Here is a 23065-nt window from a genome sequence, read left to right as displayed (position 1 = left end):
TTTTGCTAATACTGCTTTTTTGAAAATTCTTATGATGAAATTTTTATCATCTGCGATATAATAGCCCCCAAATTTAGGCTAGGGGGATCGTATGACTGATGTAAAAATTGTAATGATGGGAGAAACGGGTTCTGGTAAAACAGAACTTGCAAAGGCGCTCACAGGAAAATCGTTTTCAGACAAATATAAAACTACATCTTTAATTGGTTTTCTTCATAAGAAATACACTGAAATTAATTTACAAATATGGGATACCTCTGCCAAAACAAATGCTGAGAATACGCGTAGAACCACTGGTTATGCCAATAAAAAATTTGCCCTGTATTGTATTGACCTAACCCAGCCAATTAATGAAGAACGCTTGCAATGGATGTGCAAAGAGTTAGCAGAATTTAAACAGAAAAGTCCAGAGGGTGAAATTATTCTGGTAGGCACAAAGGGTGAATCTCTTCAAAAGGAAGATGGAGAAAGAATATTAAATGGTATAAAAGAACACCTAGGAAATCAAGGTCTTAAGGTCTCTAGAACGCAGGTTACTTCAGCGAAAGAAAATCATGGGATAAAAGAGTTGCTGACGTTGGTATTATCTCCTTCTAAAATATCCTCAGAAGAAGAGGGGGCGAATAAAGAACAAAAACAAGAAAAGACAAAGAAAAAAGTAGCGTTTCAACTACCTGATACAGATACCAACGATTCTCAAGAAACAAAGTCAGATGCGGGAAGTGATTTAGAAGATAAAGCAAAACACACGTCAGCCCCTACTACGTCTTCAGAAATACACGAAAATCTAGATGGACCATCAATTCTCGTGGAGGCTCGAGGAAAACTAGAACAAGCCATGATTGGAATAGACTCGCAGAGAAAAGAGGCCATCGATAAGGAGCTAAAGCAGTTAATCCAAACCGTTGAACAAAAAGCGAAGGAACAAGATACGACTGGCATTCAAGAGGCGCTTAAAAGCTGTCTTGTAAGGTGTCAAATCATTTTAGAGGGTCCGCACCCACTCATTTTAGATGAAAAGCATCCACAATTAATGAAGTTAATCATATCTCTTGTAACTACAATCGCCATTACTTGTGCAGTTGCAATGATTGGCTTTGGTATTGGCTTTGCCGCAGGCTCATGGACAGGACCGGGTGCTTTTCTGTCTGGTCTGGTAACTGGAGGTAAGGCTGCCGTCACCGTTGCAACGAGTAGCACTGTCTCAGGAGTGGGGGCTGGAAGCTTGACGGCGTGGGGTTTATTTAGTCAACCCAAAGAAATGGATGCAATTAAAACGTATGCTAATGAAATTTGTAATAATGGATTAACTGCACACTAACTAGCGTGAGTTCGACATGAAAGGCATAAAAATGCCTTTTGTGTCGCTAAATGAACGTCAGTTTTATTGTTAGAGTAGTAACTGCCTTGATTTAGAATTTGTCTGTTACTACCATTTCTCTTAAAATGCCCTATCTCATGCATGAGCAGGTTTAGTATGTCTGATTTTTACCAGGATTTTTCCAAAAGGCGAACATTTGCCATTATTTCTCACCCTGATGCCGGTAAAACAACGGTTACTGAAAAATTATTGTTGTTCGGTGGTGCTATTCAGCTCGCAGGTACTGTCAAGGGGCGTAAGGCGGATCGACATGCTACTTCTGACTGGATGGAGATGGAAAAAGAAAGAGGTATTTCTATCACCACTTCCGTCATGCAATTTATGCATAATGACCATGTGATGAATTTGCTGGATACGCCAGGTCACGAAGATTTCTCGGAAGATACCTACCGCACGCTAACCGCTGTGGATTCTGCTTTAATGGTTATTGATGTTGCTAAAGGGGTGGAGGAAAGAACAGTAAAATTAATGGAGGTGTGCCGTTTGCGCGATACACCAATTATGACGTTTATCAACAAACTCGATCGCGAGGGTCGTGAACCAATCAGTCTGTTAGATGAGGTAGAAACCGTATTAGGTATCCAATGTGCCCCAGTGACTTGGCCTGTTGGTATGGGTAAGCGCTTTAAAGGCATTTATAATTTGTATCAAGATACCGTTTATTTATACCAGCCAGGTAAAAATATGCAAAAGCAAGATGCTTTGCAAATCAAAGGCTTAAATAACCCGCAATTGGATGAATTATTGGGTGATATAGCACAGGAATTGCGCGATGAAATTGAGCTGGTCAAAGGGGCTTCCCATACATTTAACCTTGAAGATTATCTGGCCGGTAAATTAACCCCAGTTTATTTTGGTTCAGCAATTAATAATTTCGGTATTAAGGAATTACTGGATGACTTTGCTGAGCATGCTCCAGGACCAAGGCCGCGTGCTGCTGTAGAACGATGCGTTAATCCCGAGGAAGATGCCTTTACCGGTTTTGTTTTTAAAATTCAGGCCAATATGGATCCCAAACATCGCGACCGCATTGCTTTTTTACGCATTTGTTCTGGAGTTTTTAGGAAAGGAATGAAGCTAAATCATTTGCGTATCGGCAAAGAAATACAAATTGCCAATGCTCTGACATTCATGGCTGGTGATAGAGCCCACGCAGAAGTGGCGATGGCAGGTGATATTATCGGTTTGCATAATCATGGTACCATTCGTATTGGTGATACTTTTACACAAGGTGAAAATTTAAAATTCACAGGCATACCAAATTTCGCTCCCGAGCTTTTTCGTTTAGTGCGTTTGCAAGATCCATTAAAGAGTAAAGCCTTATTAAAGGGCCTGATCGAACTCTCGGAAGAGGGGGCTACTCAGGTTTTTCGACCGCTCAACAGTAATCAATTAATTTTAGGGGCGGTAGGCGTTTTGCAATTTGATGTCGTTGCTCATCGGTTAAAGCATGAGTACAAAGTAGATTGTATTTATGAAACGGTAAATGTGACTTGTGCACGTTGGGTTTATTCAGATGATGGCAAAGCAATGGATGAGTTTCGTATAAAGGCTCATGACCATTTGGCCTTGGATGGTAGTGATTCGTTGATATATCTTGCGCCAACGAAAGTCAATCTTACTATGGCGCAGGAACGTTATCCAAAAATTCTTTTTTCTTCTACACGTGAACATTAATTATTTGCTGGTTTCACCGGTGCTACTGTAACGATAACTGACTTTTCCCTCACCTGCCGCGGCTACGCGCGTCGACCTCTCCCACGGGGGGGTAGGGTGAGGGGGGCTTAATCATTAAGAGGAACAACTGGCTGAGAGGATGCTAAACCCTTGGTTGGTTAATCTAACTTTACTGCCTGAATCGGCAATAATGATAAATGTGTCACCATTATGCACAGGCATATACAGGCTATCTCCCTGCTTAAGGGGAATATCATTGACTTTCCCTGATTTTTTTAAAACTTCAATGAAGATATTATCACTGTTGTCTTTTGTATGAACGATGCAAGTTGAGGTGATAGTCCAGAACCAGGAGTTAATGAATTCTTGCGGTTCGTTGGGGGGCAATTCGTAGTTTACAGTCATCCCTATAGCCAGCTGGTGGTAATTAATAGCTAAAGCATTAGAGCTAAACAGCGTACCCGCACAAAACAGGCTATAACCAAGCTTCCGCAACATAAAAACCCTCCTAGTTTCTAAAAAAGAACTAAGATACCTTTATTTTTTTGCTATGGCAAATTAGCGCACATGAGACAAAGTAGAGTGTCGATGCAGTCGTATTAAACTTGAGAAGATGGTGAAATATTCTCTTCACTAATAAAGTTTTTTAAATGTTGTGGCAGATACTCAGCAAAATTCTCTTTAAATCGACGCATTTCTCTTGGGTCGTTAGCGAGTTTTTCTTCTAGAAAATGTTGGATAACACTTTGCAATGCTCCTTCTGCAGACAGCATTTTACCAATCAGCTCTTTTTCCTTTGATGAGGTTTGCATCACTGGAGAATGGCGGAAAAACGAACGGGAAGTATCAGTAGTGCCTTCCATAGAAAAGAAGGAGTTCAAAACAAGTTCATTCATTTTTACATTGCAGGCTGCGATAGTTGGTTGGTCCGTGAGGAATAATTCTTCAGCTAAAATGACTGATGCGGTAGGATGATTCAGGATGATATTTACTAACTCGGAGCGATTTTTGATCCTAGAAAAGAGATTAGGCTTATAAATATCAAATGAAGCTCCGTCTTCTATGCTTCTATAGCAAGGGGTTGTGAATAATAATTTCAATGTTTCACGCCAGACGTGCTCATCCGTTTCATTTTCTAAAAATTGAAGCCAAAATTCTTCGCCCTCTTGCCCCTTCTTATCACTATAACTAAAAGCATTATAGCGCATTAATTTTTGTAAAATTGATAGCTTATCTTCTGGTGTAAACTTGCTGATATCTGCGAACTCCAAGAAATCAATATTACTTAAGCTAATCATTAACTCTTGTAACTGTTTACCCTCCTTTAAGATAGGAGAGAAGGTATTAACCTCAAAAATATCCTCCTCTAAAGGATTTAAAGTTTCTAAGCATTTTATAATGTTATAGGCAGGTAATGAGATGCGAAGGTCAGGATATTGGGATTTCACATCGGAATAGAACCAAACTTTTTCAGCATCTTCTAATTTAATTAGAAAATCCGTATTAGAATCAAAATAGTTTAACATTTTATTTTTTTCCTCAGCAGAAGTCGCTGTCTTTAGATAAAAAATTAGATGATTAATTAGATCTCCTTTGTTTAATGTATATCCCTTTCCAGTCCGATTTTTTACATTGGAGTAATACTCCGGGTGTCGATTTAAGTGATCTATAAATTGTGTAAAACGCTCATAGGGACTGCTTTGCAAAAAATTGTCGAGATAATTAGGGAAAAGAACAGACAAATTCTTGTTGGCCTCGAAATCTTTTAGTAAAGCTTGAGCTTCAGCATGTAAAATATCTTTATTTTTTTTATAAAATTCAACCAGAGATTTAATAGGTCTTGTCTTGCTATCAACCATTTTGAACCACTCTTGCAGCTTAGCGTATTTTTGAGAAGTTGTTATGAGTGCTTCATAAAATTTTTTCTTCCATGGCATGGCTTGATAAAACACTATTTTTAATAGAGACAATGCTTCAGATAAACTTTGGTCGCCAGTTATGAGATTCACAGGCTCTGAGGCCTCAACCAATGCTCTCATGGATTCCTTATGTAACGGAAAGGGATTGATAATTCGAATTAATTTATCAGCTACGCTCTTTTGACTTTCGAATTCTTCTCTGGATACCTCTTTTACAACCAAGTCGTTTCCTTCCCGTGCATACGCTAAATAAACAGGAGGGGATGGCTCCGGTGGGAAATAGGATATTAAAACGTGATTAAAATCTTCTAACTCCCTGATAAAACCAGTGCTAAACAAGACATTTACGTTGCTCTCTGAACTTACATTAGGAGTACCTTGGGGCTGTAATGGGAGGACAATATCCACCTCCTTTTTATCAGAATTATTGATTGCGAAAGCAATGAATCGACTTGGTGTGGCCCCAGTTCTCGAATCAAAGAGCTTATTAAAATATCCAAAGTACAGTTCCTTATTTTCTGACATTAAATCACTGGGCAACTTTCCATAATCTGTTGGATGAATTTTTGCGGGTTTGCTAAATTTTTCAATATATATGCCCAGGTTTCCTTCGCTAACACCGGAGCTGAGAAAAAAGGTTCCTGGAACTATCGAGATCCGCTTTTTTTGAAGAAGCTGAAATTCCATATCAAAGTTGTACTCAGTCAAAGAAATCACGGGTTTCATGCTATCTTTAAATAGTTCAATGACTGGTGGGACAAGAAAATGAGGTGTTGGATAGCTAATAATCAGATCTGCTTTGTCAATCGCTTTCCTCAGCTTAATTTGTCCGTCTGAAGTAGCAATTCCATCAATAAGTTCATATGGCATTCCATGCCCAAATAAATTCCTTACGGGTTCTTCATCGGATTTGCTAACATTTACTACCACCTCAACAACCAAATCTTCATAACGCTCAGCCAATTTTTCTACTAAAAGTTGCTGTAATTTGGCAGCAGCACTTGGATCGCCTAAAGTCTGCTGTGGAGCATGTGTGAGGATAATAATTTTGGGCATTTGATAATCTTAGGTAGTCAGTAGGGCATTTTAAGTGTAGCAAATATATTCAATTAGATTGAATTTTGTCGGGGCATGGAAAGGCCAGGATAGGCTTCGAGACGCTTCGCGCTTCCTCAGCCCGAAGGAGATGCAAGCTTTGATGCGGCGAAGCGTAGAGGAATTCTCACATTTTAGTTTGGAGCAGCCCCGTATTAGTGCTAATACGGGGATACTTAAGGGATCTCACTACATCTCTTCCAGGGCTTTTGCAATGGATTCTGTCATGTTTTTGGCATCACCAAAAAGCATGTAGGTGTTGTCTCGGAAAAATAAATCATTATCCACGCCAGCATAGCCGGGGGAGAGACTGCGCTTAACAAACAACACGGTCTTGGCTTTTTCCACCTCGAGTACAGGCATACCATAAATGGGTGAGTTTGGATCTGTTTTTGCAGCGGGATTGGTAATATCATTAGCCCCAATAACAAACGCAACATCTGCGGTGGCAAAATCTCGGTTAATTTCACTTTGCTCGAATACTCGATCGTAAGGAATGTTAGCTTCAGCCAGAAGAACGTTCATGTGTCCAGGCATGCGACCAGCAACAGGATGGATAGCAAATCGCACACGTATATCTCGATCCTCCAAAGCATCAACTAATTCCTTTACTGCGTGCTGAGCATGGGCAACCGCCATCCCATAACCGGGCACAATGATGACATCTTTGGCATTGCTTAACAGGAAAGCTGCATCCTCACCATTGGCTTGATGGATTTGTTGGTTATCGTGCTGGGCTGTGGCAGTGCTCGTGCCGCCTTTTATTCCCCCAAAAATCACATTGATGATAGAGCGATTCATGCCCACGCACATGATGTAACTCAAAATAGCCCCGCTGGCACCTACCAGAGCACCGGTAATTACCAAAAGATGATTGCTCAAGGTAAAACCAATACCGGCTGCAGCCCAACCAGAATAAGAGTTCAACATGGAAATAACAACCGGCATGTCAGCTCCACCAATGGGGATAATGAGCAAAAAGCCGATCAAGAAAGAAAACAATGCCATCATACTAAAAGCGTGTAAGGATTGGCTGGCTATAAAATAAACAAGAAGAACAAGGATGGCGAGAGCAATCAGCAGATTTCCTAAGTTTTGACCAGGATAACGCACGGGTTGTCCAGACATTATTCCTTGAAGCTTTAAGAACGCGATAACTGAGCCTGAAAAGGTGATTGCCCCAATGATGAGACCAAGACTCATTTCAATAAGACTTGCTACCTCAATTGCACCGGGACTACCAATATGGAAAGACGTTGGCGACAAATAAGCACAAAAAGCTACAAGCACAGCGGCAAGACCAACTAAAGAATGAAAGCCTGCGACTAGCTGCGGGATAGCAGTCATTTGGATTTTTAGTGCTATTACTGTACCTATAATTCCACCTGCCACAATTAATCCAAGCAACAACCAATGGTGATGAACGGATGGCATCATCAAGGTAGAGCCAATTGCGACAGTCATACCAAAAATACCTAGCAAGTTACCCTGGCGAGCAGAAGCAGGACTTGCTAAACCTTTCAAAGCCAGAATAAAACATACAGCAGCAACGAGGTATAAAAACGGAAACAAAGAAGTCATATGCTATCATCCTGTAGACATTATTTTTTATACATGCGTAACATGCGCTGAGTAACTACAAATCCACCAAAAATATTGATAGCCGTAATAAATATGGCCACCCCGCCTAATAAAGTAATGATGCCTGTGAACGTAGCCCCTGCCGCGATAAGTGCACCAAGAATGATAATACTGGAGATGGCATTGGTGACAGACATGAGTGGGGTGTGCAGGGCAGGTGTGACTTTCCACACCACGTAATAACCGACAAAGCAAGCCAGCACAAAAATGGTAAGAATAGCGATATACGGATTTGTAAGGGTATTAATACTAGGCATTTTCTGTTTCCTTGACCATTTGGAAAGGGAGGTATTTCCCACCATAACAAAGCATGGCTTGTTTGATAATTTCATCTTCTGAGTTGTATGAGAGTTCACCTTGTGCGGAAACGAATAAACGCAGAAGGTTAACTAAATTGGTGGCATACAGCTCACTCGCAGTGGCTGGAACTAAACCCGCAAGGTTACTGTAGCCTACCACGGTGATTTCACCATGTTTAATGATTTTATCTTTTCTACTTACCTCACAATTACCGCCACGCGCCGTTGCCAAATCAACAATGATTGAGCCGGGTTTCATTTGTTCCACCGTTTTCTTGGTGATTAAGATCGGTGCCTTTTTTCCTGGAATGAGTGCTGTAGAGATGGCAATATCCACCTGCTTCGCATACTTGTCGATAAGCTCAGCTTGTAAACGTTTATATTCCTCACTCGTTTCACCAGCATAACCTCCGGCTGTTTCTGCATCATGCTCTGCACTTACTTCGATAAATTCTGCGCCTAAGCTTTCTACCTGTTCTTTAGCAGCACGACGGACATCGAAAGCATAGACAATGGCCCCCAATCGTTTAGCGGTAGCTATTGCCTGTAAGCCAGCGACGCCTGCACCAAGTACTAACACTTTTGCTGGATGAATCATCCCTGCTGCGGTCATCATCATCGGAATGGCACGTTTAAAATGCGCTACTGCTTCGAGTACAGCACGATAACCTGCAAGGTTTGCTTGTGAAGATAAGCTATCCATGCTTTGAGCACGACTGATGCGCGGAATGAGATTCATGGAAAAAATGCTCATTTTTTCTTTGCATCCCCAGATCAATAACTCACTATCCGAAACATTATCAATCTGACTAATGATCAGCGTTTGTGGAGAAATACCAGCCAAATCCTTAACAGTTGGTTCATTGACCAATACGAGAACATTTGTTGATTTCAGTAAGGTGTTTCGATCACTTATTATTTTGGCACCTGCTTCCTCGTAGTCAGTGTCACTAAAACCTGATGCTTGACCTGCATTACTTTCACAAGTGATATCAAATCCCATTTTAAGATAATGCCTTACGGCATTTGGTGTAATAGCAACACGCGTGTCTCTATCACTTTCATTTAAAGCTGAAATAATCATGAAGAACTATCCCTATCCCCCGGACATTAACCTTATCCTATTGGAATCTGCTTGGTATTGCTAGCGTTTTTGAAGTGTTTTTATTAGCTTAATATTCAAATGTCTTATTTTAGATGGATGCAACAAATTTCATTAGGAATATGCTTTTACTTGATATACAATCCGACCGCCAAAAATGACATTGATTGGATGTGAGCGATGACACGGATGTTTGTTGCTGTTTTTCTGTTGCTATTTTCTTTATTTTTATTTGCACAACCTGTTATTCAGGTGGTGAAGGATGTAGATCCCGCATTAATATCTTTCGCTAAGCCTTTTATTCAGGCAAAGCGCTATCGTATTGTTGAAATTGATATTAATCAGCTCTATGCTGAATTAGAGCATGTCCCTCACCGAGACAATCCAAGTATAGGCGCCCCCCTTCTGTTAGAACTACCTCATCCTGATGGGACAATGCCCCGGTATAAGGTACTAGCAAATAGCACCATGGATCCTAAATTAGCCGCCCAATTTCCAGAAATTAAGACCTATGATGCCTATGGCCTGGGTAACGCCGGTGAGCTCGTAAAGCTTGATATTACCCCGCACGGATTTCATGCGATGATCATGGTCCCAGGTAAGCACACTATTTTTATTGATCCTTTGGAAAGAAATAATACGCAATATTACATGGTGTATTATCAAAAAGATTTTATTACGTCCAAAAAAATGAAATGTGGCGTTTCAGGTCAGAGTCAACCACTGAAGGATTTTAGCCAATTCAAGCATTTTGTTAATTTTGCTTCTTGCGAGTTAAGAAAATATCGTCTCGCCATGGCAGCGACTGCTCAATACACTGAATTTCATGGTGGGACTAAACCTTTGGCACTTGCGGCTCAAGTGACCACAATGAATCGCGTTAATGGCATCTTTGAACGCGACATTGCAATAACCATGCAACTTATTGCGAACAATACAGACATTATTTACACCGATCCGAATACGCAACCTTACACACATGGGGATCCTAAAAGTTTAATAGAGGAAAATCAAACGAACATCGATATGGTCATCGGTTCAGCGAATTATGACATTGGACATGTTGTGGATGCTGATGGTAGTGGACTAGCTAGCTTAGGCAGTGTTTGTGATGCTGACGAAAAGGCAAAAGGAACTACAGGACAACCAATGCCTGTGGGCGATCCGTTCGATGTTGATTATGTGGCGCATGAAATGGGGCATCAGTTTGGAGCTAACCATGTCCAAAATAACAATTGTGAACGAAATGACCCTACAGCAGTGGAACCGGGAAGCGGCAGTACCATTATGGGTTATGCAGGGATTTGTGCACCAAACGTGCAGGCTAATACGGACGCTTATTTTAATGGGATTAGCCTGCAAGAGATGGGTAACTTTATTTCTAGTCCTGGCCATACTTGCCCTGTCAAGACGCCTATTCTCCCTGCGCCGACGATCACTGGTACGAATGGTTTTACCTATATACCAGCAAGTACGCCTTTTAGTTTGATTGCTTCAGCCACTAATCCTTCAGGGAAAGTATTAACCTATGCATGGGAGCAGATGAATAATGAGGTTTCCCAGCAACCACCAGTGAGTACGGCAGTAGGTGGACCTAATTTTAGAAGTTTTTTCCCTTCTGTATTTTCCATACGTTTTTTCCCAAATCTAATTGCTCTAGCCAATAAGGGGCCGTTTACTTGGGAAGTATTGCCCTCTGTATCGCGAATTTTAAAATTTAGAGTATCAGTACGTGCGAATAATCCAGGGGGGGCTTGTAACGCTTTCACAGATGTCACGGTTACAACAATTAGCGGCTCAGGTCCTTTTTTAGTGTCGTATCCAACAGCAGGTGGGATAACTTGGCCAGCAGGAACCTCACAATCAGTTACTTGGATTGTGGCTAATACAAATTTACCACCAGTGAGTGCTACAATAGTTGATATTCTTTTATCTATCGACGGCGGTAACACTTATCCTTATATTCTATTACAAGGTGCACCTAATGTCGGCGTTGCGAACGTTACCGTTCCTAGCTTTGCTACTTCAATGGCCCGTATTATGGTGAGATCCTCGAAAGCCACTTTTTTTAACGTTTCCTCGAATAATTTCACTATTACCACCCAGTTGTATTTACTTCAGGCCGATCGTAATCCAATGAACAAGAGAGAAGCCTTTATAACTTACAGAAGCTTGGATAAACAATTTGTAACGAACTATGTCCTGAATGGTTTACCAAATGCGACACTCGTATTGGACGAAGCCAATCAGCGCTTTATTGTGAAGAATATTACTACCCCCCGTGCAGTTAGCGTTTCCATTACTGTAGTGAGACAAGGCGGTGGTGTCAGTGAAACATCCAATGTGATCACTATCCCAAGTATTTTATAGATGAGGTTAAATATGAATAGATACTCTACGCTAATAATCAGCCTGGGTTTGTTACCCTTTAATGTTAATGCTGGTTGGTACGGCGCTCTTAATCTTGGGATTAATGCCGTAAATGTAGAAAAAAATTTGACTTATCCTATTGGAGACCCGTTCGCTACCTCTGAAAACTTCCATAGTGGCTATACAAATTTTCATGGGCAATTAGCTGCAGGCTATGGTTTTTTATTAACCAATCAAATAGGCCTAAATATTGAAGGAAATGCTGATTTATTTACAGGAGAGGCAGAACATACAATTAAGAATTGGTTCTTTTCTGAGCCTGTTCAAACTGAGGAAAAATTAAAATATGGTTTTAGCTTATTTGCATTACCGGAATACCATTACAATGAATACGTCCGTTTTTTTGCAGGACCTGGGGTTTCTTGGAGCAAATTTGCAATTAGCTATGAGAATACCGCTGGCAATGTTGGAGTGACAGGTCATTTTGATGAATGGCTGACGGGTTGGGCGCTCAAGGCAGGCGTTGCAAATCAACTTACGCCGTGTACTGAATCTTTTTACTTACCAGTATACTCGATACGACAGTGTCACTTGGACTAATGCCGAGCCCTTATCCGATGCGTTGTTAACTGGGCGTTATGAACCTGAAGCGAATCTATTTATGGTAGGCCTTAGAGTGAGCTTCCCAGAGCCCCAAACGATTCATGGAAAATAGGGACGTTCCCTAGCTAATCCTTAATAATTTTATCAACGTCGTCTTTTTTAAGAAAAAAGAATTCTTTTTGACCATTTAATTTTAAATAAAATGCTGCTTTTAGTACTGCATTGAAACTATTCCCCCAAACTAGCCAGATTAGGATCCCAGAAAATAAGCCATAAAACCAAATGTCGTTCATTATTTCTTGGGGAACGAAATAGGGCGTAAAATGGATAAGAATGATTACCGGTAATAAATAGAGGGAAAGAAGCAATAGAATGTTTACTTGCAATATGGCCGACTGAGAAAAATATTGGCGAGATTTCTCAAAAGCAAGGCTAGGACTTAGTTTTTCAATAACAATAAAAGGCATGATTAAAAATGCGCAAATATGCCAGGACACATTAGCTGTGGTAAAAATTATTCTATTGAAATTACCTGTACGTTCGAGCAACGTTAAGATAAAGCCTGCACAAGTATAAAAAATGCCCCATGATAGCAAAGCAGCACGTTGGACCCAGCATTGCTTTAGTGCTTTTGCAAAGGAAATGGGTTTTTTGCATAATTTAAAATAAGCCATATAAACCAGTAGGGCATTCGTGAAGGTATTTATTCCCACGATCGCAGTAACTAAAATTAGAAAACTAGCCAGCTCCAGATACCAATAATAATGAGGTGGATTGAGGTATTGTTGATTAATTCGGGTGCTTAATTCGATGATATAACCCAACAATATAAAACAGAGAAAAGTAACAATAAATGAAAATAAAGGAAGAATAATAAATGATTTGTTTTTTCCCATGAGGCTAAGTATTTGTATTAACAAGCGATTGCTAGCTTTTAAATTAAAAAGAGGCATGTTGCTTTTTTATGAGAGCTCATTGAATAATTATAGACAATAAGCATGATGCAACTATTGCCGCTCCACGCAACATTGATATAAAGTAGCTCCTTTGTTCAAGTCCAACGAAAAAATATGGAAATTCTTTGCTTTTTTGCAGGGACTGTTTTTGCTCATACAAAATCCCTCTACTCGCTTTTTTTTCTTGTGTTAACACTCATTTTACATCCACGCTGGGTTATGGCTAGTTGGTTTATGGCTGCGATTGTCTGGAGCTTTGCGCATCAATGGTGGTTGGCGGATCAGGGGATGCCTTCAAAGGATATGCAGGTTATTCCAAAAGGGGTTTTGGAAGGCAAGATCATTTCCATTCCTACCAACAGTGCAGCGAAATCACAATTTCAATTTTTAATAAATCGTCTTGACGGCAAGAAAGCGAAAGCAATCGTTTTGCTCGCTTGTTACAACCGTTGTCCACGTTTCAAAATGGATGATGTTTGGCGATTTCAAGCTAAATTAAAAAAACCAAAAAATTTAGGAAATCCTGGCAGCTTTGATTACGTTAGCTGGCTGCATGCGCGGCATATTAACTGGACAGGTTATATCCAACCAAGAACCGCACGTCTATTAAGTCGAGCTTCATCCTCAAAAACCTTACTGGGCTTGCGCGAACATCTGGCTTCAGCTTTGGATAACATGATCCCATCTCAACCTGTGCGGGGTGTGTTTGAGGCTTTAACTTTAGGGTTAACTAGTCATCTTAATAAGACCGACTGGGATTTATTTCGCAGAACAGGAACGACTCATCTGATGGTTATCTCGGGTGCTCATATCGGTTTGGTAGCCGGATTATGTTTCTCGTTGATGCGATGGTTATGGTCGCGAAGTAGTATGCTATGTCTTCGTTATCCAGCGATACAAGCTGCCAGTGTAGCAGGACTTGTTATGGCTTTGATGTACGCTTTGCTGGCTGGGTTTGGTGCACCTGCTCAACGCTCGTTGGTTGCCTGTTTTTTTCTTCTGTTAAAAAACTTTTTGGGTTATCGTTTTACAGCTTGGCAAGCTTGGCGTTATTCCTTGTTCGCTGTCCTTCTTTTCGAACCCCACGATGTGCTATTGCCTGGTTTTTACCTCTCCTTCCTGGCCGTTGCCAGTCTTCTGCTGGTAAGCCAAAGGGTGTCGTGTACAGGGTATAGAAAAACCTTTTATTTGCAGTTGGGGTGTTTGTTTGGCTTGATGCCCCTGACGCTTTTCTGGTTTTCTTATGGTGCTGTCAATGGCTTGGTTGCTAATTTGCTTGCTATTCCTCTGGTTGGTTTTGTCATTGTTCCATTGTCGTTGGTCAGTTTGTGTCTAGTGCAGTTCTGGCCTTCTCACATTCTCCTTATCCCAGTGGATGGAGCTATCCAGCTGCTCTTGCATTATCTTCAGTTTATCGATTCATTTTCTTTGCTGAATTTGCAGTTTTCCTTCAGCAATATATTGCCAGCTTTGTCTTTAATGTTCGCCATGCTGCTGATTTTGTTTTTTCCTGTCAGAGCAATTTATCCCGCTTGTATTGCATTGGTCTTTGCCAGTTTATTTCCAGGATACCCAAAAATCAAAGTGGGGGAAGTCGAGATTAATGTGCTTGATGTAGGACAAGGCTTGGCGGTTGTTGTGCGTACGGCCAGACATGCCTTGGTTTATGATACCGGGGTTAAGTTTTATCAAGGTGGGGACATGGCTAAGCTTGCGATTCTGCCCTTTCTTGAGACGGTGGGAATAAAAAAGCTAGATAAGATAATCATTAGTCATCCTGATTTAGACCATCGTGGGGGACTGACTTCGCTGGAAGAGAAATATAAATCTTCTGAGTTGGTGGTTAATGATGTTGCCTTTTATCATCGGGGCAAAAATTGCCATCACTACCCAGCTTGGGAGTGGGAGGGTATCTCATTTCGTTTTCTGGCGATTAAGAAGAAATTTCGCAATAAAAACAATAGTTCCTGTATCTTGAAATTAGAGGGAAAAGGAGGGGCAGTATTATTGACGGGAGATATTGAAAAACAAGCTGAAAATTATTTATTACGGGTTTACGGAGAAACGTTGAATGCAAGTTTATTGGTGGTTCCTCATCATGGTAGCAAGACGTCGTCCTCAGTTGATTTTGTAAAAGGAGTGGCGCCAAAATTTGCGGTCATTTCGGCAGGATTCGATAATCGCTATCATTTTCCGCATCAACAAACGCTAGATACTTTAAGGCAGCAACACATTGAGATGTTTAACACGATGGATTGTGGCATGGTAACGATGAAATTAACAAATGGAAAGTTGAATAGTAAGCCAACTTGTTATGCTAGTAATACCAAGTGAGCAGGAATTGTTCTTTTATGGCGCTCGTTGACAATAAAATATACATAATTTATCATCGTGCCACTTTACATCCTGAGTATGATTTATGCGGATCAGCGTTATTCTGGCTTTTATTTTTGCTCTTGTTATTACGTTCAATGTTAACGCTACAGATACGGATTGCCAGCAACGCCAATGTGTCGCTGTCGTTGATGCTGGAAGTACCGGATCGCGCATTCATATTTATGCTTACGACCTCGATAAAACGCAAAGCCCGACGAATATAACCGAAGTCTGGTCAAAAAAAATCAAACCTGGGTTTGCAACCATAGAAGCTAATCAACCGACGATTGATGCCTACCTGACTACTTTGTTTTCCGGTGCTCCGCAAACGAATTTACCTGTGTATTTCTATGCCACCGCAGGCATGCGTTTACTGCCACAGCCAAAACAGCATCAATTTTACTCCATTCTACAGCAATGGTTCGCCAATCAATCAACCTGGAAATTACAGGCCGCAAAAACCATTACTGGCAATGAAGAGGGTCTCTTTGGTTGGCTGTCAGCGAATTACCAACTCGGGACGTTTTCATCAAACGACAAAGAGTTAGTCGGCGTGATGGACATGGGTGGTGCGTCTGTGCAAATTATCTTCCCAGTACAAAGCCCAGGAAACCTCAATCCACAAGATCTGCAACAAATCGATCTCTACGGCCGTCATGTGACTTTATTTGTTCATAGTTTCTTAGGCCTTGGCCAAACTGAAGTGACCCATCAATTCCTCGATGAACCCACCTGTTTTGCTGACAACTATGAATTACCCACAGGCGAACCCGCCAATGGCGATGCCTATAATTGTGAAAGTGATGTTTCGTCATTAATGAATGCAGTCCATAAGGTAAACCGCACAGTACAATCAGCAATGACCAATAACCCGGTGAATCATTGGGTTGTTTTAGGCGGTATGGCTGAACTCGCAAAAAGCCAGCCGTTTCAATTCGATGGCCAATTCACTAATCAAGATCTACTAGAACAAGCCAATTCACAAATTTGCCATCAACAATGGTCCACTCTAACCAGCCAATACCCCAATAACGAATACCTCTACGGCTACTGCCTCTACCCAGCTTATTACTACGCACTAATGGTAGACGGCTACGGCTTACAACCCCAACAACAAGTCAACCTAATGGCCACTAACCAAAACAACGATTGGACAATAGGCGTGGTCTTAACCCAGAAAAAGACCTAATCCCAAACTTGCACCAGCGTAAGCTCTGAGTATAATAAGCGCTACCGCCGTTGTAGCTCAGTCGGTAGAGCAATTGATTCGTAATCAATAGGTCCGCGGTTCGATTCCGCGCAACGGCAGTAGTAGAATCAATGAGTTACAGAAAATTTTTGAAATAATAGTATAGTTTAGTGGCACTGTAGTGGCAAGAAAAAGCAACAAAACTGATTCATAAAAACTCCTCAAAGTGAAAACGCTTGTAGCCAAGTCTAGGATGCCATGCTGATTTTAATCCTTCTCTTTTTTCATTAGGCAGGGCATACATAATATTAACAACTAAATTACCGGTACAATAAAGCCAAGTTGCAAAGGCAGCCTCATTAGTTGCTTTGTTAATTAATACATGAACATCACTATTCTCGGCGATTGTGTTAGTTTGTTTTCGATATTTAAAAGATAAGTAGATATTGGGATGAATTCGCTGGTTAAGAATTGCTTCAGAAAAGGTTTTTATGTCAATTGGTATTTTGTTTTTAAATTTAAATTCACTTTCTATTATTTGGCATCCGAATAATTTTATAAAAAACAAGTGTACATTTCGCATTTCGTAAGAAGTGTTGTAGGGAAAAATTTTATTGAATCTAATGTATTGGTTTTTTAATGAGGTATTGGGAATTAACGATTTTAATTTTTGGGAGAAATTTTCCCAAGCCTTATCATGTTTTTGAGTTTTAGAGGTATTACAATCGTGACATATTGAATGCTGATATTTTAGAATATCAGCGTCTAAACTTCCTATTCTCTTATTTTTACTTAGAACCTTTTTTCCATTTTTAAGTTCCTTCATTTCACTCAGATAGATTGGCTTATTTTGACTTACAGAGTGAATTTCTGATTTTAGGTCAGATCTTTTAGTTCTATGTTCACGAGAGTCTGCGTTATTAACATTACAAATCCAGCATATCATTTTATATCCAATTAGACATTTACTTAATCATAAAAATCAGAACCATTATTTTTAATGACACTAAATTGCCACTAGAAGGGAATTTTTGAAATTAATCTATTGAATTAAATAGATTTAATTTTATAGGTAATATGATTAACCATCAATAGTTGCAGTTTTTAGTGGTTTCTTGTAGTCTTCGAGCAAGCAGATTGGTGGCGGTAACCACCAATCCTAATCAACATTAACCGTTACGGGGCTAATGGTGACTGATGTAACTATAGCATATCAGTTGCCAATCTCCACTGTAGGAGTTTGGTATGGCATCAATAGAAAAAAGAATCACAAAAGAAGGAAAGGTTAAATATTTAGCTAGGGTTAGGCTGAAGGGAAAGAAACCTGAGTCCGCTATATTTGAAAGATTAACAGACGCGAGACGGTGGGCGAGTAGTATTGAATCGGCTATTCATGAAAATCGCCACTTTAAAACGGCTGAATCCAAAAAGAGAACATTAGCCGAGCTAATAGACCGCTACATCGAAGTCATATTGCCTCACAAATCAGTATCAATGCAATCTGCGCAGAAAAAACAGCTCCTATGGTGGAAGGAGAAGGCTGGCTATCATGTGTTAGCTGATTTCACATCCCAAACTATTTCATCCTTAAGAGAGGAATTAGCCAAAGGGTCAACCAACCGCGGTGAGAGAAGAACAACTGCTACTGTTAATCGTTACTTAGCAGCTTTATCCCATGCTTTAAACACTGCTGTTAATGAATGGGAATGGATCGAATCAAATCCTGTATTAAAAATCAAGAAGCAACCTGAAAGCCAAGGACGAGTTCGTTATTTAGATGATAATGAGCGAGCCAGACTGCTTGAAGCTTGTATGGTATCAGCCAATAAGCAGCTATATACGATTGTAGTATTAGCTCTCTCTACTGGTATGCGTAAAGGTGAAATCCTGAATTTAAAACGCCGTGATGTATTTCTCAATGAAGGCTTTGTTGTTCTTGAAAAAACTAAGAATAAAGAACGGCGGCGGGTTCCAATTATAGGTTACGCTCATGAAGTGCTTGCCCAGCATTTAAAAATTGCTCGACTTGATTCTAATTATGTTTTTCCAAGCAAAGATGGCAAACAACCAATCGATATCAAGCGACCTTGGGAAGTTGCCGTGTCTAAAGCAGAAATATCTGACTTCAGATTTCACGATTTACGCCATAGCTGCGCTAGTTATCTTGCAATGAACGGAGCAACTCAACGTGATTTGATGGAAGTACTTGGCCATAAAACCGTACAGATGACTAAACGTTACTCTCATCTTAGCGATAGTCATATCAGTTCTGTAGTTGGCAGTATGAACGAAAAAATATTTGGGGGTGTAAAATGAGCCAAGCATGGTTAGCATCATATAAGGCAAATGATAGTTATCAGTGGAGATTTCTTATTGGGTTGCTTAAACCTATTAACTATAGCCGGTGGGTAAAGCGTCCACAGCTTACAGCTCTTGAGTTTGGATTTATATCGTCTGGATATGAACCAATACCAGATGAATTTTTGTTTAAGGTGGTGGAAGAATTGCAAACTACTTTATATCACATTAAACCGGCGTCTTTTCGGAACATGTATTCGAGTGAAGGATTTATTAAATCTGTTAGAGAGCTATTCCCTGATATTAAAGGAGAAGCAGAAGTAATAGAGAAAATTCTTCAACAAGCGCAAGCTCTTCTTGATTGTCTTGAAATTATCAATAGAGGCATGATAGCCATGCCAAAAGAATATAAAGCATGTTTTGCTATTGACCAAGGTACACTCAAAGAAAAACTGTGGCGATTTGATTACTTAGTACATTGGGCTAAAGCTGATTTGCAGCATTCTTTACCGGCAGAGATTAGCATGCTTGATAATAATTTTAATATTAAAGAAGAGTTAGCCGCTCATTTTGGCAAGACTATAAAACATAAATTTAGCGAATCAGAGCTAATAATCGATGAGTGGTTTAATCTCAAGCTTTGTAGGGCACCGAAGTTAAAGGCACTTATTGAGTCATATGTCAAAGAAGAAGAACTATGCAAAAAAAATACAAACAGAACGTTTTCAACAGGCAATATACAAGCGCATCTAAAAGCTGATTTTGAAGTTATAGGGTCAGATGGTGATAATGATGATTTTTTAAAAAAACTATCTCATGTTGCCTCAATTAATACTAAAGGAGCATCTTTAAAAAAAAGGACTCCATGTAAAAAATAATTAAAATCAAAAAGATACATTGTTATTTTGATGGAGGTATATCATGGTTGGTATACCTATGTAACCTAGAATACCCCTATTTAGCTACTCATAATTCGTCCCAGGTGACTGCGAGAACTCGCAGTTATTATTAACAAACCTGATAGGTGAATTATGTCAAATGTAAACTCAATTCCTCTTTTATCCACGATAAAGCAGTTTTGTCAAAAACATCCCGCTTTCACAGAAGGCGGAATAAGAGACCGTATTTTCTATGCTGATTCCAATGGATTAAAAAAATTCGGAGCCATTTTACGTAATGGTCGCAGAGTCTTAATTGATGAAGAAAAATTCTTCCAGTGGTTGAAGGAGAATCAAGCATGAGCAATAAGACAGATGGTAAAACATCAATGGCCTTAAAAGCCATGCTGGAGGGGGCAAGGCTGAACCGTAAGGACTTTGGTAATGCTTCACTCCACTCTTGGGTATCTACTATCCGAAATCAGTGGTTTATTCCGGTAGAAAGCGTTTATACGCACGATCGCACTTGTGATTACTACATACTCAAGGAAGAAATTATGCGTTACAAGGATCCTGAGCTGCGCCCACAACAACGCCAAGAAATCAAGGCAGAGGTATTAAGGCGTAGACAGCAAAAGGGTTTAAAAAGATTGGAGCAGGTTAGCGTTATTAGCAAATCAAACACCACGATAACCTGCGAGGATAAAAACGTTAGCCTAGAGGCGGCAACCTCAAGCCTAACAAGAGGTAAATCCCATGAATGATTTTATAACAATAATAAAAAATACTGAAGTCGCATCCTCCGAACAGGGGGTGCGAGTTACTAATCGATATACCCATATAACTGGAGAAGAATTACTGGAAAGGCTTAGAACCATTCAATTAGGTGAAAAGGATGGTAGCCATTTTCTTCGTACTGGATTAAAAATTGCCGAAGATGGTCGATGTATGTCTCGGTCTGACAGTAACCTAGAAAGTTTGGCTAGGGTGCTGATTATTGATTGTGATAAGCGAATAAACCAAGATGGACAAGAAATTGAAGGTGCTGTTGATCCATTGTTTGTTCATCACGCTTTAAAGAAACTTAACATCGGGCATATTATTTATGGTTCATATTCGCATTACGCAGGAGGAAAAGGGAACCGTTACCGCATTATATTGGCAACCGAGAACCCCTATAATAAGGAACAATTGGCTGCTACAGCAGAAGCATTGGTCTCGCTTATCAACCATAATCTTGATGAAGAACTACTTGCCTATGCCCAAGAGAATAGCGTGTTTGCTCAGGCTTGGTATTACCCAAGAAGACCGAGCAAATCTAATGTCCAATCATTGCACTTTGAATATCTAACTGGTAATCCAATCTCGGTGTATGAGGCAGAAAAACTACCCCAAGATAATCATATGCGCCCTGAGCGATATTCATTAGGGGATACCTTATCAGCAATCAAAGCATTTAATGAACAATACTCTCTTTCTCAACTGTTGATCCAATATGGCTATAAACGAAAGTTTGTAAAAAATGGCGAAGAAAGATGGTTATCACCAGACTCTACATCTGGTATAGCAGGTATTGTAGTTAGAGGTAATCGATTTTTTAGCCATCATAACAACGGAGTAAATGATGGGTATTGGCATGATGCGTTTGATTTCATGAAAGTTCATGAAATGTTATCGGAGCATGATGCGGTCAAAAGAGCATCTCAACTTACTGTTGCTCCTGATGGTAATACAATTGATGAACACAATAAAAAATTGCGATCTTCTTTAAAAATAAACAGTAAACCTCAACCACTACCGGAGTCTCGACCACCTGTACTACCTTTTTTGCCTGATATGTTGCCTGAAGCAATTCGAGACTATGTTTTTGATGTAGCTGAGCGCCAGCAAAGTCTACCTGACTTTGTTGCTGTAACTGCGATTGTTGGATTGTCTGGTTTACTAGGCCGTAAGGCATCAATCTGCCCCAAACAATTTGATAGCTGGTGTGTTGTGCCTAATCAATGGGGGACAATAATCGGAAGACCATCTGCTATGAAAAGCCCTAGCATGAAAGAAGCACTAAGGCCTTTATGGGAATTTGAAAAGCAGGCAGCACAGGAATATAAAGAAGCCCAGCAAAACCACAAGGAAGAATGTGTTTTGCTTGAGTTGGAGGCCGCTGATGCCAAAAGTAAGGCGAAAGAAGCACTAAAAAAGAATAATCGAGATGCGGCAAGGGACGCGCTTAGAATAGTGGATAATATTATTCCACCTGTGCGGCATAGATTAATCGTGAACGACCCCTCTGTAGAAAAATTGGGTGAGTTATTAAATGAAAATCCTAACGGGTTAGTGTTTGTGCGTGATGAATTATCAGGATGGTTAGCTAATCTAAATCGTGAGGAATATCAGTCTGATCGTGCTTTTTATCTTGAATGCTTTGATGGGAATGGCCGTTATGTTTACGACCGCATTGGTCGAGGTACGATTGAAATTGAGAGCTGTACTCTTTCTATTATCGGTGGCATTCAGCCTAGCAAAATCTCCCTGTTAGTACGCGACGCGACAAGGGGTATAGTCGATGATGGGCTAATCCAACGTTTCCAGCTAGCCATATGGCCAGATGATATTGGTAGCTGGCAGTGGATTGATAGAGTACCTAATCAAGAAGCAAAAATGAAATATAATAGAGTCTTTGAGTCACTACATAATCTCGATTTTATGGGAGTAGACGCAGAACCTTGTCAATTTAGATTTACCAGCGAAGCACAGGAGTTATTTATTCAGTGGATGAAGAAAATTCAAGATATTGCTCGAAATCCTGAAATTCATCCTGTACTTGAAAGTCATATATTGAAAATGCCGCAAACAATTGCTGGGTTGGCATTGTTGTTTGAAATAATTGATGGAGGATGTGATGCTGTGGGCGTTACTGCAACGATTCGTGCCTTAAGTTGGTCGGATTATTTGGTTAGCCACGCTAAGAGACTTTACAGCATTGCAACTAACTACAGTCTTGATAGTGCAAAATTGATTTTGGATCGTAAGAAGAAACTTCCTAATCCTTTTTCTGTTCGGGATATACAGAGGAAAGGATGGTCAGGGCTTGATTCTGTTAAGCTGATTAATGAGGCTTTAGCTTGGCTAATAGACTATGGTTATCTTTGCAGAGAAACAATAAGTTCAGAAGATACCAATGGCCGCCCTAAAGTTGCTTATCATTGGAATGATTAACATGAAACAGGAATTAAAAATAGGGAATCCACCACATGCTAACCGACAAAACTGACAAAAACTCC

At 40.2% G+C, this 23065-nt stretch carries 18 protein-coding genes and 1 tRNA gene; 12 read left to right on the top strand and 7 right to left on the bottom strand.

Annotation, left to right across the window (positions count from 1 at the left end; all coding sequences use genetic code 11):
* Window positions 1–91: 91 nt before the first annotated feature.
* Both CKV79_RS08135 and CKV79_RS08130 read left to right on the top strand, forming a co-directional pair.
* Complete coding sequence (locus CKV79_RS08135; protein WP_028374312.1) at window positions 92–1321, top strand: Rab family GTPase; 1230 nt, start codon at window positions 92–94, stop codon at window positions 1319–1321.
* Window positions 1322–1477: 156 nt separating this feature from the next.
* On the top strand, window positions 1478–3058 hold the full coding sequence (locus CKV79_RS08130) for a peptide chain release factor 3 (protein WP_028374313.1): 1581 nt from the start codon (window positions 1478–1480) through the stop codon (window positions 3056–3058).
* 114 nt (window positions 3059–3172) lie between these two features.
* Here the strand turns inward: CKV79_RS08130 and CKV79_RS08125 are convergent, their stop codons facing one another.
* The 5 genes from CKV79_RS08125 to CKV79_RS08105 all read right to left on the bottom strand — a co-directional run bounded on the left by CKV79_RS08125 (window position 3173) and on the right by CKV79_RS08105 (window position 9096).
* On the bottom strand, window positions 3173–3556 hold the full coding sequence (locus tag CKV79_RS08125) for a hypothetical protein (protein WP_028374314.1): 384 nt from the start codon (window positions 3554–3556) through the stop codon (window positions 3173–3175).
* Window positions 3557–3657: 101 nt separating this feature from the next.
* On the bottom strand, window positions 3658–5694 hold the full coding sequence (locus tag CKV79_RS08120) for a hypothetical protein (RefSeq protein ID WP_154660325.1): 2037 nt from the start codon (window positions 5692–5694) through the stop codon (window positions 3658–3660).
* A gap of 567 nt (window positions 5695–6261) precedes the next feature.
* A complete protein-coding gene (locus CKV79_RS08115) occupies window positions 6262–7653 on the bottom strand; it encodes an NAD(P)(+) transhydrogenase (Re/Si-specific) subunit beta (protein ID WP_028374316.1) in 1392 nt (463 codons plus the stop codon).
* A 20-nt stretch (window positions 7654–7673) separates the two neighbouring features.
* The gene (locus CKV79_RS08110; protein WP_028374317.1) at window positions 7674–7970 is read right to left on the bottom strand and encodes a proton-translocating transhydrogenase family protein; all 297 of its coding nucleotides are present in this window, start codon (window positions 7968–7970) and stop codon (window positions 7674–7676) included.
* Window positions 7963–9096, bottom strand: a complete 1134-nt coding sequence (locus CKV79_RS08105; protein ID WP_028374318.1) for a Re/Si-specific NAD(P)(+) transhydrogenase subunit alpha — start codon at window positions 9094–9096, stop codon at window positions 7963–7965. Before CKV79_RS08105 ends, CKV79_RS08110 begins: the two co-directional genes overlap by 8 nt.
* A 198-nt stretch (window positions 9097–9294) precedes the next feature.
* Between CKV79_RS08105 and CKV79_RS08100 the strand changes: the two genes are divergently transcribed.
* Together CKV79_RS08100 and CKV79_RS14005 are read left to right on the top strand one after the other, a co-directional pair.
* Entirely contained in the window at window positions 9295–11484 is a 2190-nt protein-coding gene (locus CKV79_RS08100; RefSeq protein WP_028374319.1) for a reprolysin-like metallopeptidase, read from the top strand.
* A gap of 12 nt (window positions 11485–11496) precedes the next feature.
* A complete protein-coding gene (locus tag CKV79_RS14005) occupies window positions 11497–12084 on the top strand; it encodes an outer membrane protein (RefSeq protein ID WP_231950072.1) in 588 nt (195 codons plus the stop codon).
* Between the two features lie 128 nt (window positions 12085–12212).
* Here CKV79_RS14005 and CKV79_RS08090 read toward each other — a convergent pair whose 3' ends face one another.
* On the bottom strand, window positions 12213–13040 hold the full coding sequence (locus CKV79_RS08090; RefSeq protein WP_028374320.1) for a hypothetical protein: 828 nt from the start codon (window positions 13038–13040) through the stop codon (window positions 12213–12215).
* A gap of 117 nt (window positions 13041–13157) precedes the next feature.
* Here CKV79_RS08090 and CKV79_RS08085 point away from each other — a divergent pair, with 117 nt between their 5' ends.
* The 3 genes from CKV79_RS08085 (at window position 13158) to CKV79_RS08075 (ending at window position 16727) form a co-directional block, all read left to right on the top strand.
* The gene (locus tag CKV79_RS08085; RefSeq protein ID WP_028374321.1) at window positions 13158–15377 is read left to right on the top strand and encodes a DNA internalization-related competence protein ComEC/Rec2; all 2220 of its coding nucleotides are present in this window, start codon (window positions 13158–13160) and stop codon (window positions 15375–15377) included.
* Between the two features lie 85 nt (window positions 15378–15462).
* A complete protein-coding gene (locus tag CKV79_RS08080; protein ID WP_028374322.1) occupies window positions 15463–16608 on the top strand; it encodes an acetate and sugar kinases/Hsc70/actin family protein in 1146 nt (381 codons plus the stop codon).
* Window positions 16609–16654: 46 nt separating this feature from the next.
* Window positions 16655–16727 (top strand) — tRNA-Thr (locus CKV79_RS08075).
* An 89-nt stretch (window positions 16728–16816) separates the two neighbouring features.
* Here CKV79_RS08075 and CKV79_RS08070 read toward each other — a convergent pair.
* Complete coding sequence (locus CKV79_RS08070; RefSeq protein WP_028374323.1) at window positions 16817–17554, bottom strand: hypothetical protein; 738 nt, start codon at window positions 17552–17554, stop codon at window positions 16817–16819.
* Between the two features lie 299 nt (window positions 17555–17853).
* Between CKV79_RS08070 and CKV79_RS08065 the strand changes: the two genes are divergently transcribed.
* From CKV79_RS08065 to CKV79_RS08045, 5 genes are all read left to right on the top strand, one after another.
* A complete protein-coding gene (locus CKV79_RS08065; protein ID WP_028374324.1) occupies window positions 17854–18924 on the top strand; it encodes a tyrosine-type recombinase/integrase in 1071 nt (356 codons plus the stop codon).
* A complete protein-coding gene (locus tag CKV79_RS08060; protein WP_028374325.1) occupies window positions 18921–19784 on the top strand; it encodes a hypothetical protein in 864 nt (287 codons plus the stop codon). The genes CKV79_RS08065 and CKV79_RS08060 overlap by 4 nt, the downstream gene beginning before the upstream one ends.
* A 153-nt stretch (window positions 19785–19937) precedes the next feature.
* Window positions 19938–20147 (top strand): hypothetical protein, encoded by a 210-nt coding sequence (locus CKV79_RS08055; protein ID WP_028374326.1) that lies wholly within the window; start codon window positions 19938–19940, stop codon window positions 20145–20147.
* Window positions 20144–20548, top strand: coding sequence for a hypothetical protein (locus CKV79_RS08050; protein ID WP_028374327.1), 405 nt, complete (start codon window positions 20144–20146; stop codon window positions 20546–20548). Before CKV79_RS08055 ends, CKV79_RS08050 begins: the two co-directional genes overlap by 4 nt.
* Window positions 20541–23000: a YfjI family protein gene (locus tag CKV79_RS08045; RefSeq protein ID WP_095141759.1), complete on the top strand. Its 2460-nt coding sequence runs from the start codon at window positions 20541–20543 to the stop codon at window positions 22998–23000. The genes CKV79_RS08050 and CKV79_RS08045 overlap by 8 nt, the downstream gene beginning before the upstream one ends.
* The last annotated feature ends 65 nt before the right edge of the window (window positions 23001–23065 follow it).

This window comes from Legionella lansingensis (assembly GCF_900187355.1).
Taxonomy (GTDB): domain Bacteria; phylum Pseudomonadota; class Gammaproteobacteria; order Legionellales; family Legionellaceae; genus Tatlockia; species Tatlockia lansingensis.
Note: the sequence above shows the minus strand (reverse complement) of the source record. Positions and strands in the feature narration are given on the sequence as shown.

Coding starts and splice junctions, on each gene's coding strand:
- CKV79_RS08045 (WP_095141759.1), top strand. CDS start 20,541: ATGAATGATTTTATAACAATAATAAAAAATACTGAAGTCGCATCCTCC.
- CKV79_RS08115 (WP_028374316.1), bottom strand. CDS start 7,653: ATGACTTCTTTGTTTCCGTTTTTATACCTCGTTGCTGCTGTATGTTTT.
- CKV79_RS08065 (WP_028374324.1), top strand. CDS start 17,854: ATGGCATCAATAGAAAAAAGAATCACAAAAGAAGGAAAGGTTAAATAT.
- CKV79_RS08125 (WP_028374314.1), bottom strand. CDS start 3,556: ATGTTGCGGAAGCTTGGTTATAGCCTGTTTTGTGCGGGTACGCTGTTT.
- CKV79_RS08055 (WP_028374326.1), top strand. CDS start 19,938: ATGTCAAATGTAAACTCAATTCCTCTTTTATCCACGATAAAGCAGTTT.
- CKV79_RS08105 (WP_028374318.1), bottom strand. CDS start 9,096: ATGATTATTTCAGCTTTAAATGAAAGTGATAGAGACACGCGTGTTGCT.
- CKV79_RS08060 (WP_028374325.1), top strand. CDS start 18,921: ATGAGCCAAGCATGGTTAGCATCATATAAGGCAAATGATAGTTATCAG.
- CKV79_RS08050 (WP_028374327.1), top strand. CDS start 20,144: ATGAGCAATAAGACAGATGGTAAAACATCAATGGCCTTAAAAGCCATG.
- CKV79_RS14005 (WP_231950072.1), top strand. CDS start 11,497: ATGAATAGATACTCTACGCTAATAATCAGCCTGGGTTTGTTACCCTTT.
- CKV79_RS08070 (WP_028374323.1), bottom strand. CDS start 17,554: ATGATATGCTGGATTTGTAATGTTAATAACGCAGACTCTCGTGAACAT.
- CKV79_RS08100 (WP_028374319.1), top strand. CDS start 9,295: ATGACACGGATGTTTGTTGCTGTTTTTCTGTTGCTATTTTCTTTATTT.
- CKV79_RS08080 (WP_028374322.1), top strand. CDS start 15,463: ATGCGGATCAGCGTTATTCTGGCTTTTATTTTTGCTCTTGTTATTACG.
- CKV79_RS08130 (WP_028374313.1), top strand. CDS start 1,478: ATGTCTGATTTTTACCAGGATTTTTCCAAAAGGCGAACATTTGCCATT.
- CKV79_RS08090 (WP_028374320.1), bottom strand. CDS start 13,040: ATGCCTCTTTTTAATTTAAAAGCTAGCAATCGCTTGTTAATACAAATA.
- CKV79_RS08110 (WP_028374317.1), bottom strand. CDS start 7,970: ATGCCTAGTATTAATACCCTTACAAATCCGTATATCGCTATTCTTACC.
- CKV79_RS08085 (WP_028374321.1), top strand. CDS start 13,158: ATGGAAATTCTTTGCTTTTTTGCAGGGACTGTTTTTGCTCATACAAAA.
- CKV79_RS08135 (WP_028374312.1), top strand. CDS start 92: ATGACTGATGTAAAAATTGTAATGATGGGAGAAACGGGTTCTGGTAAA.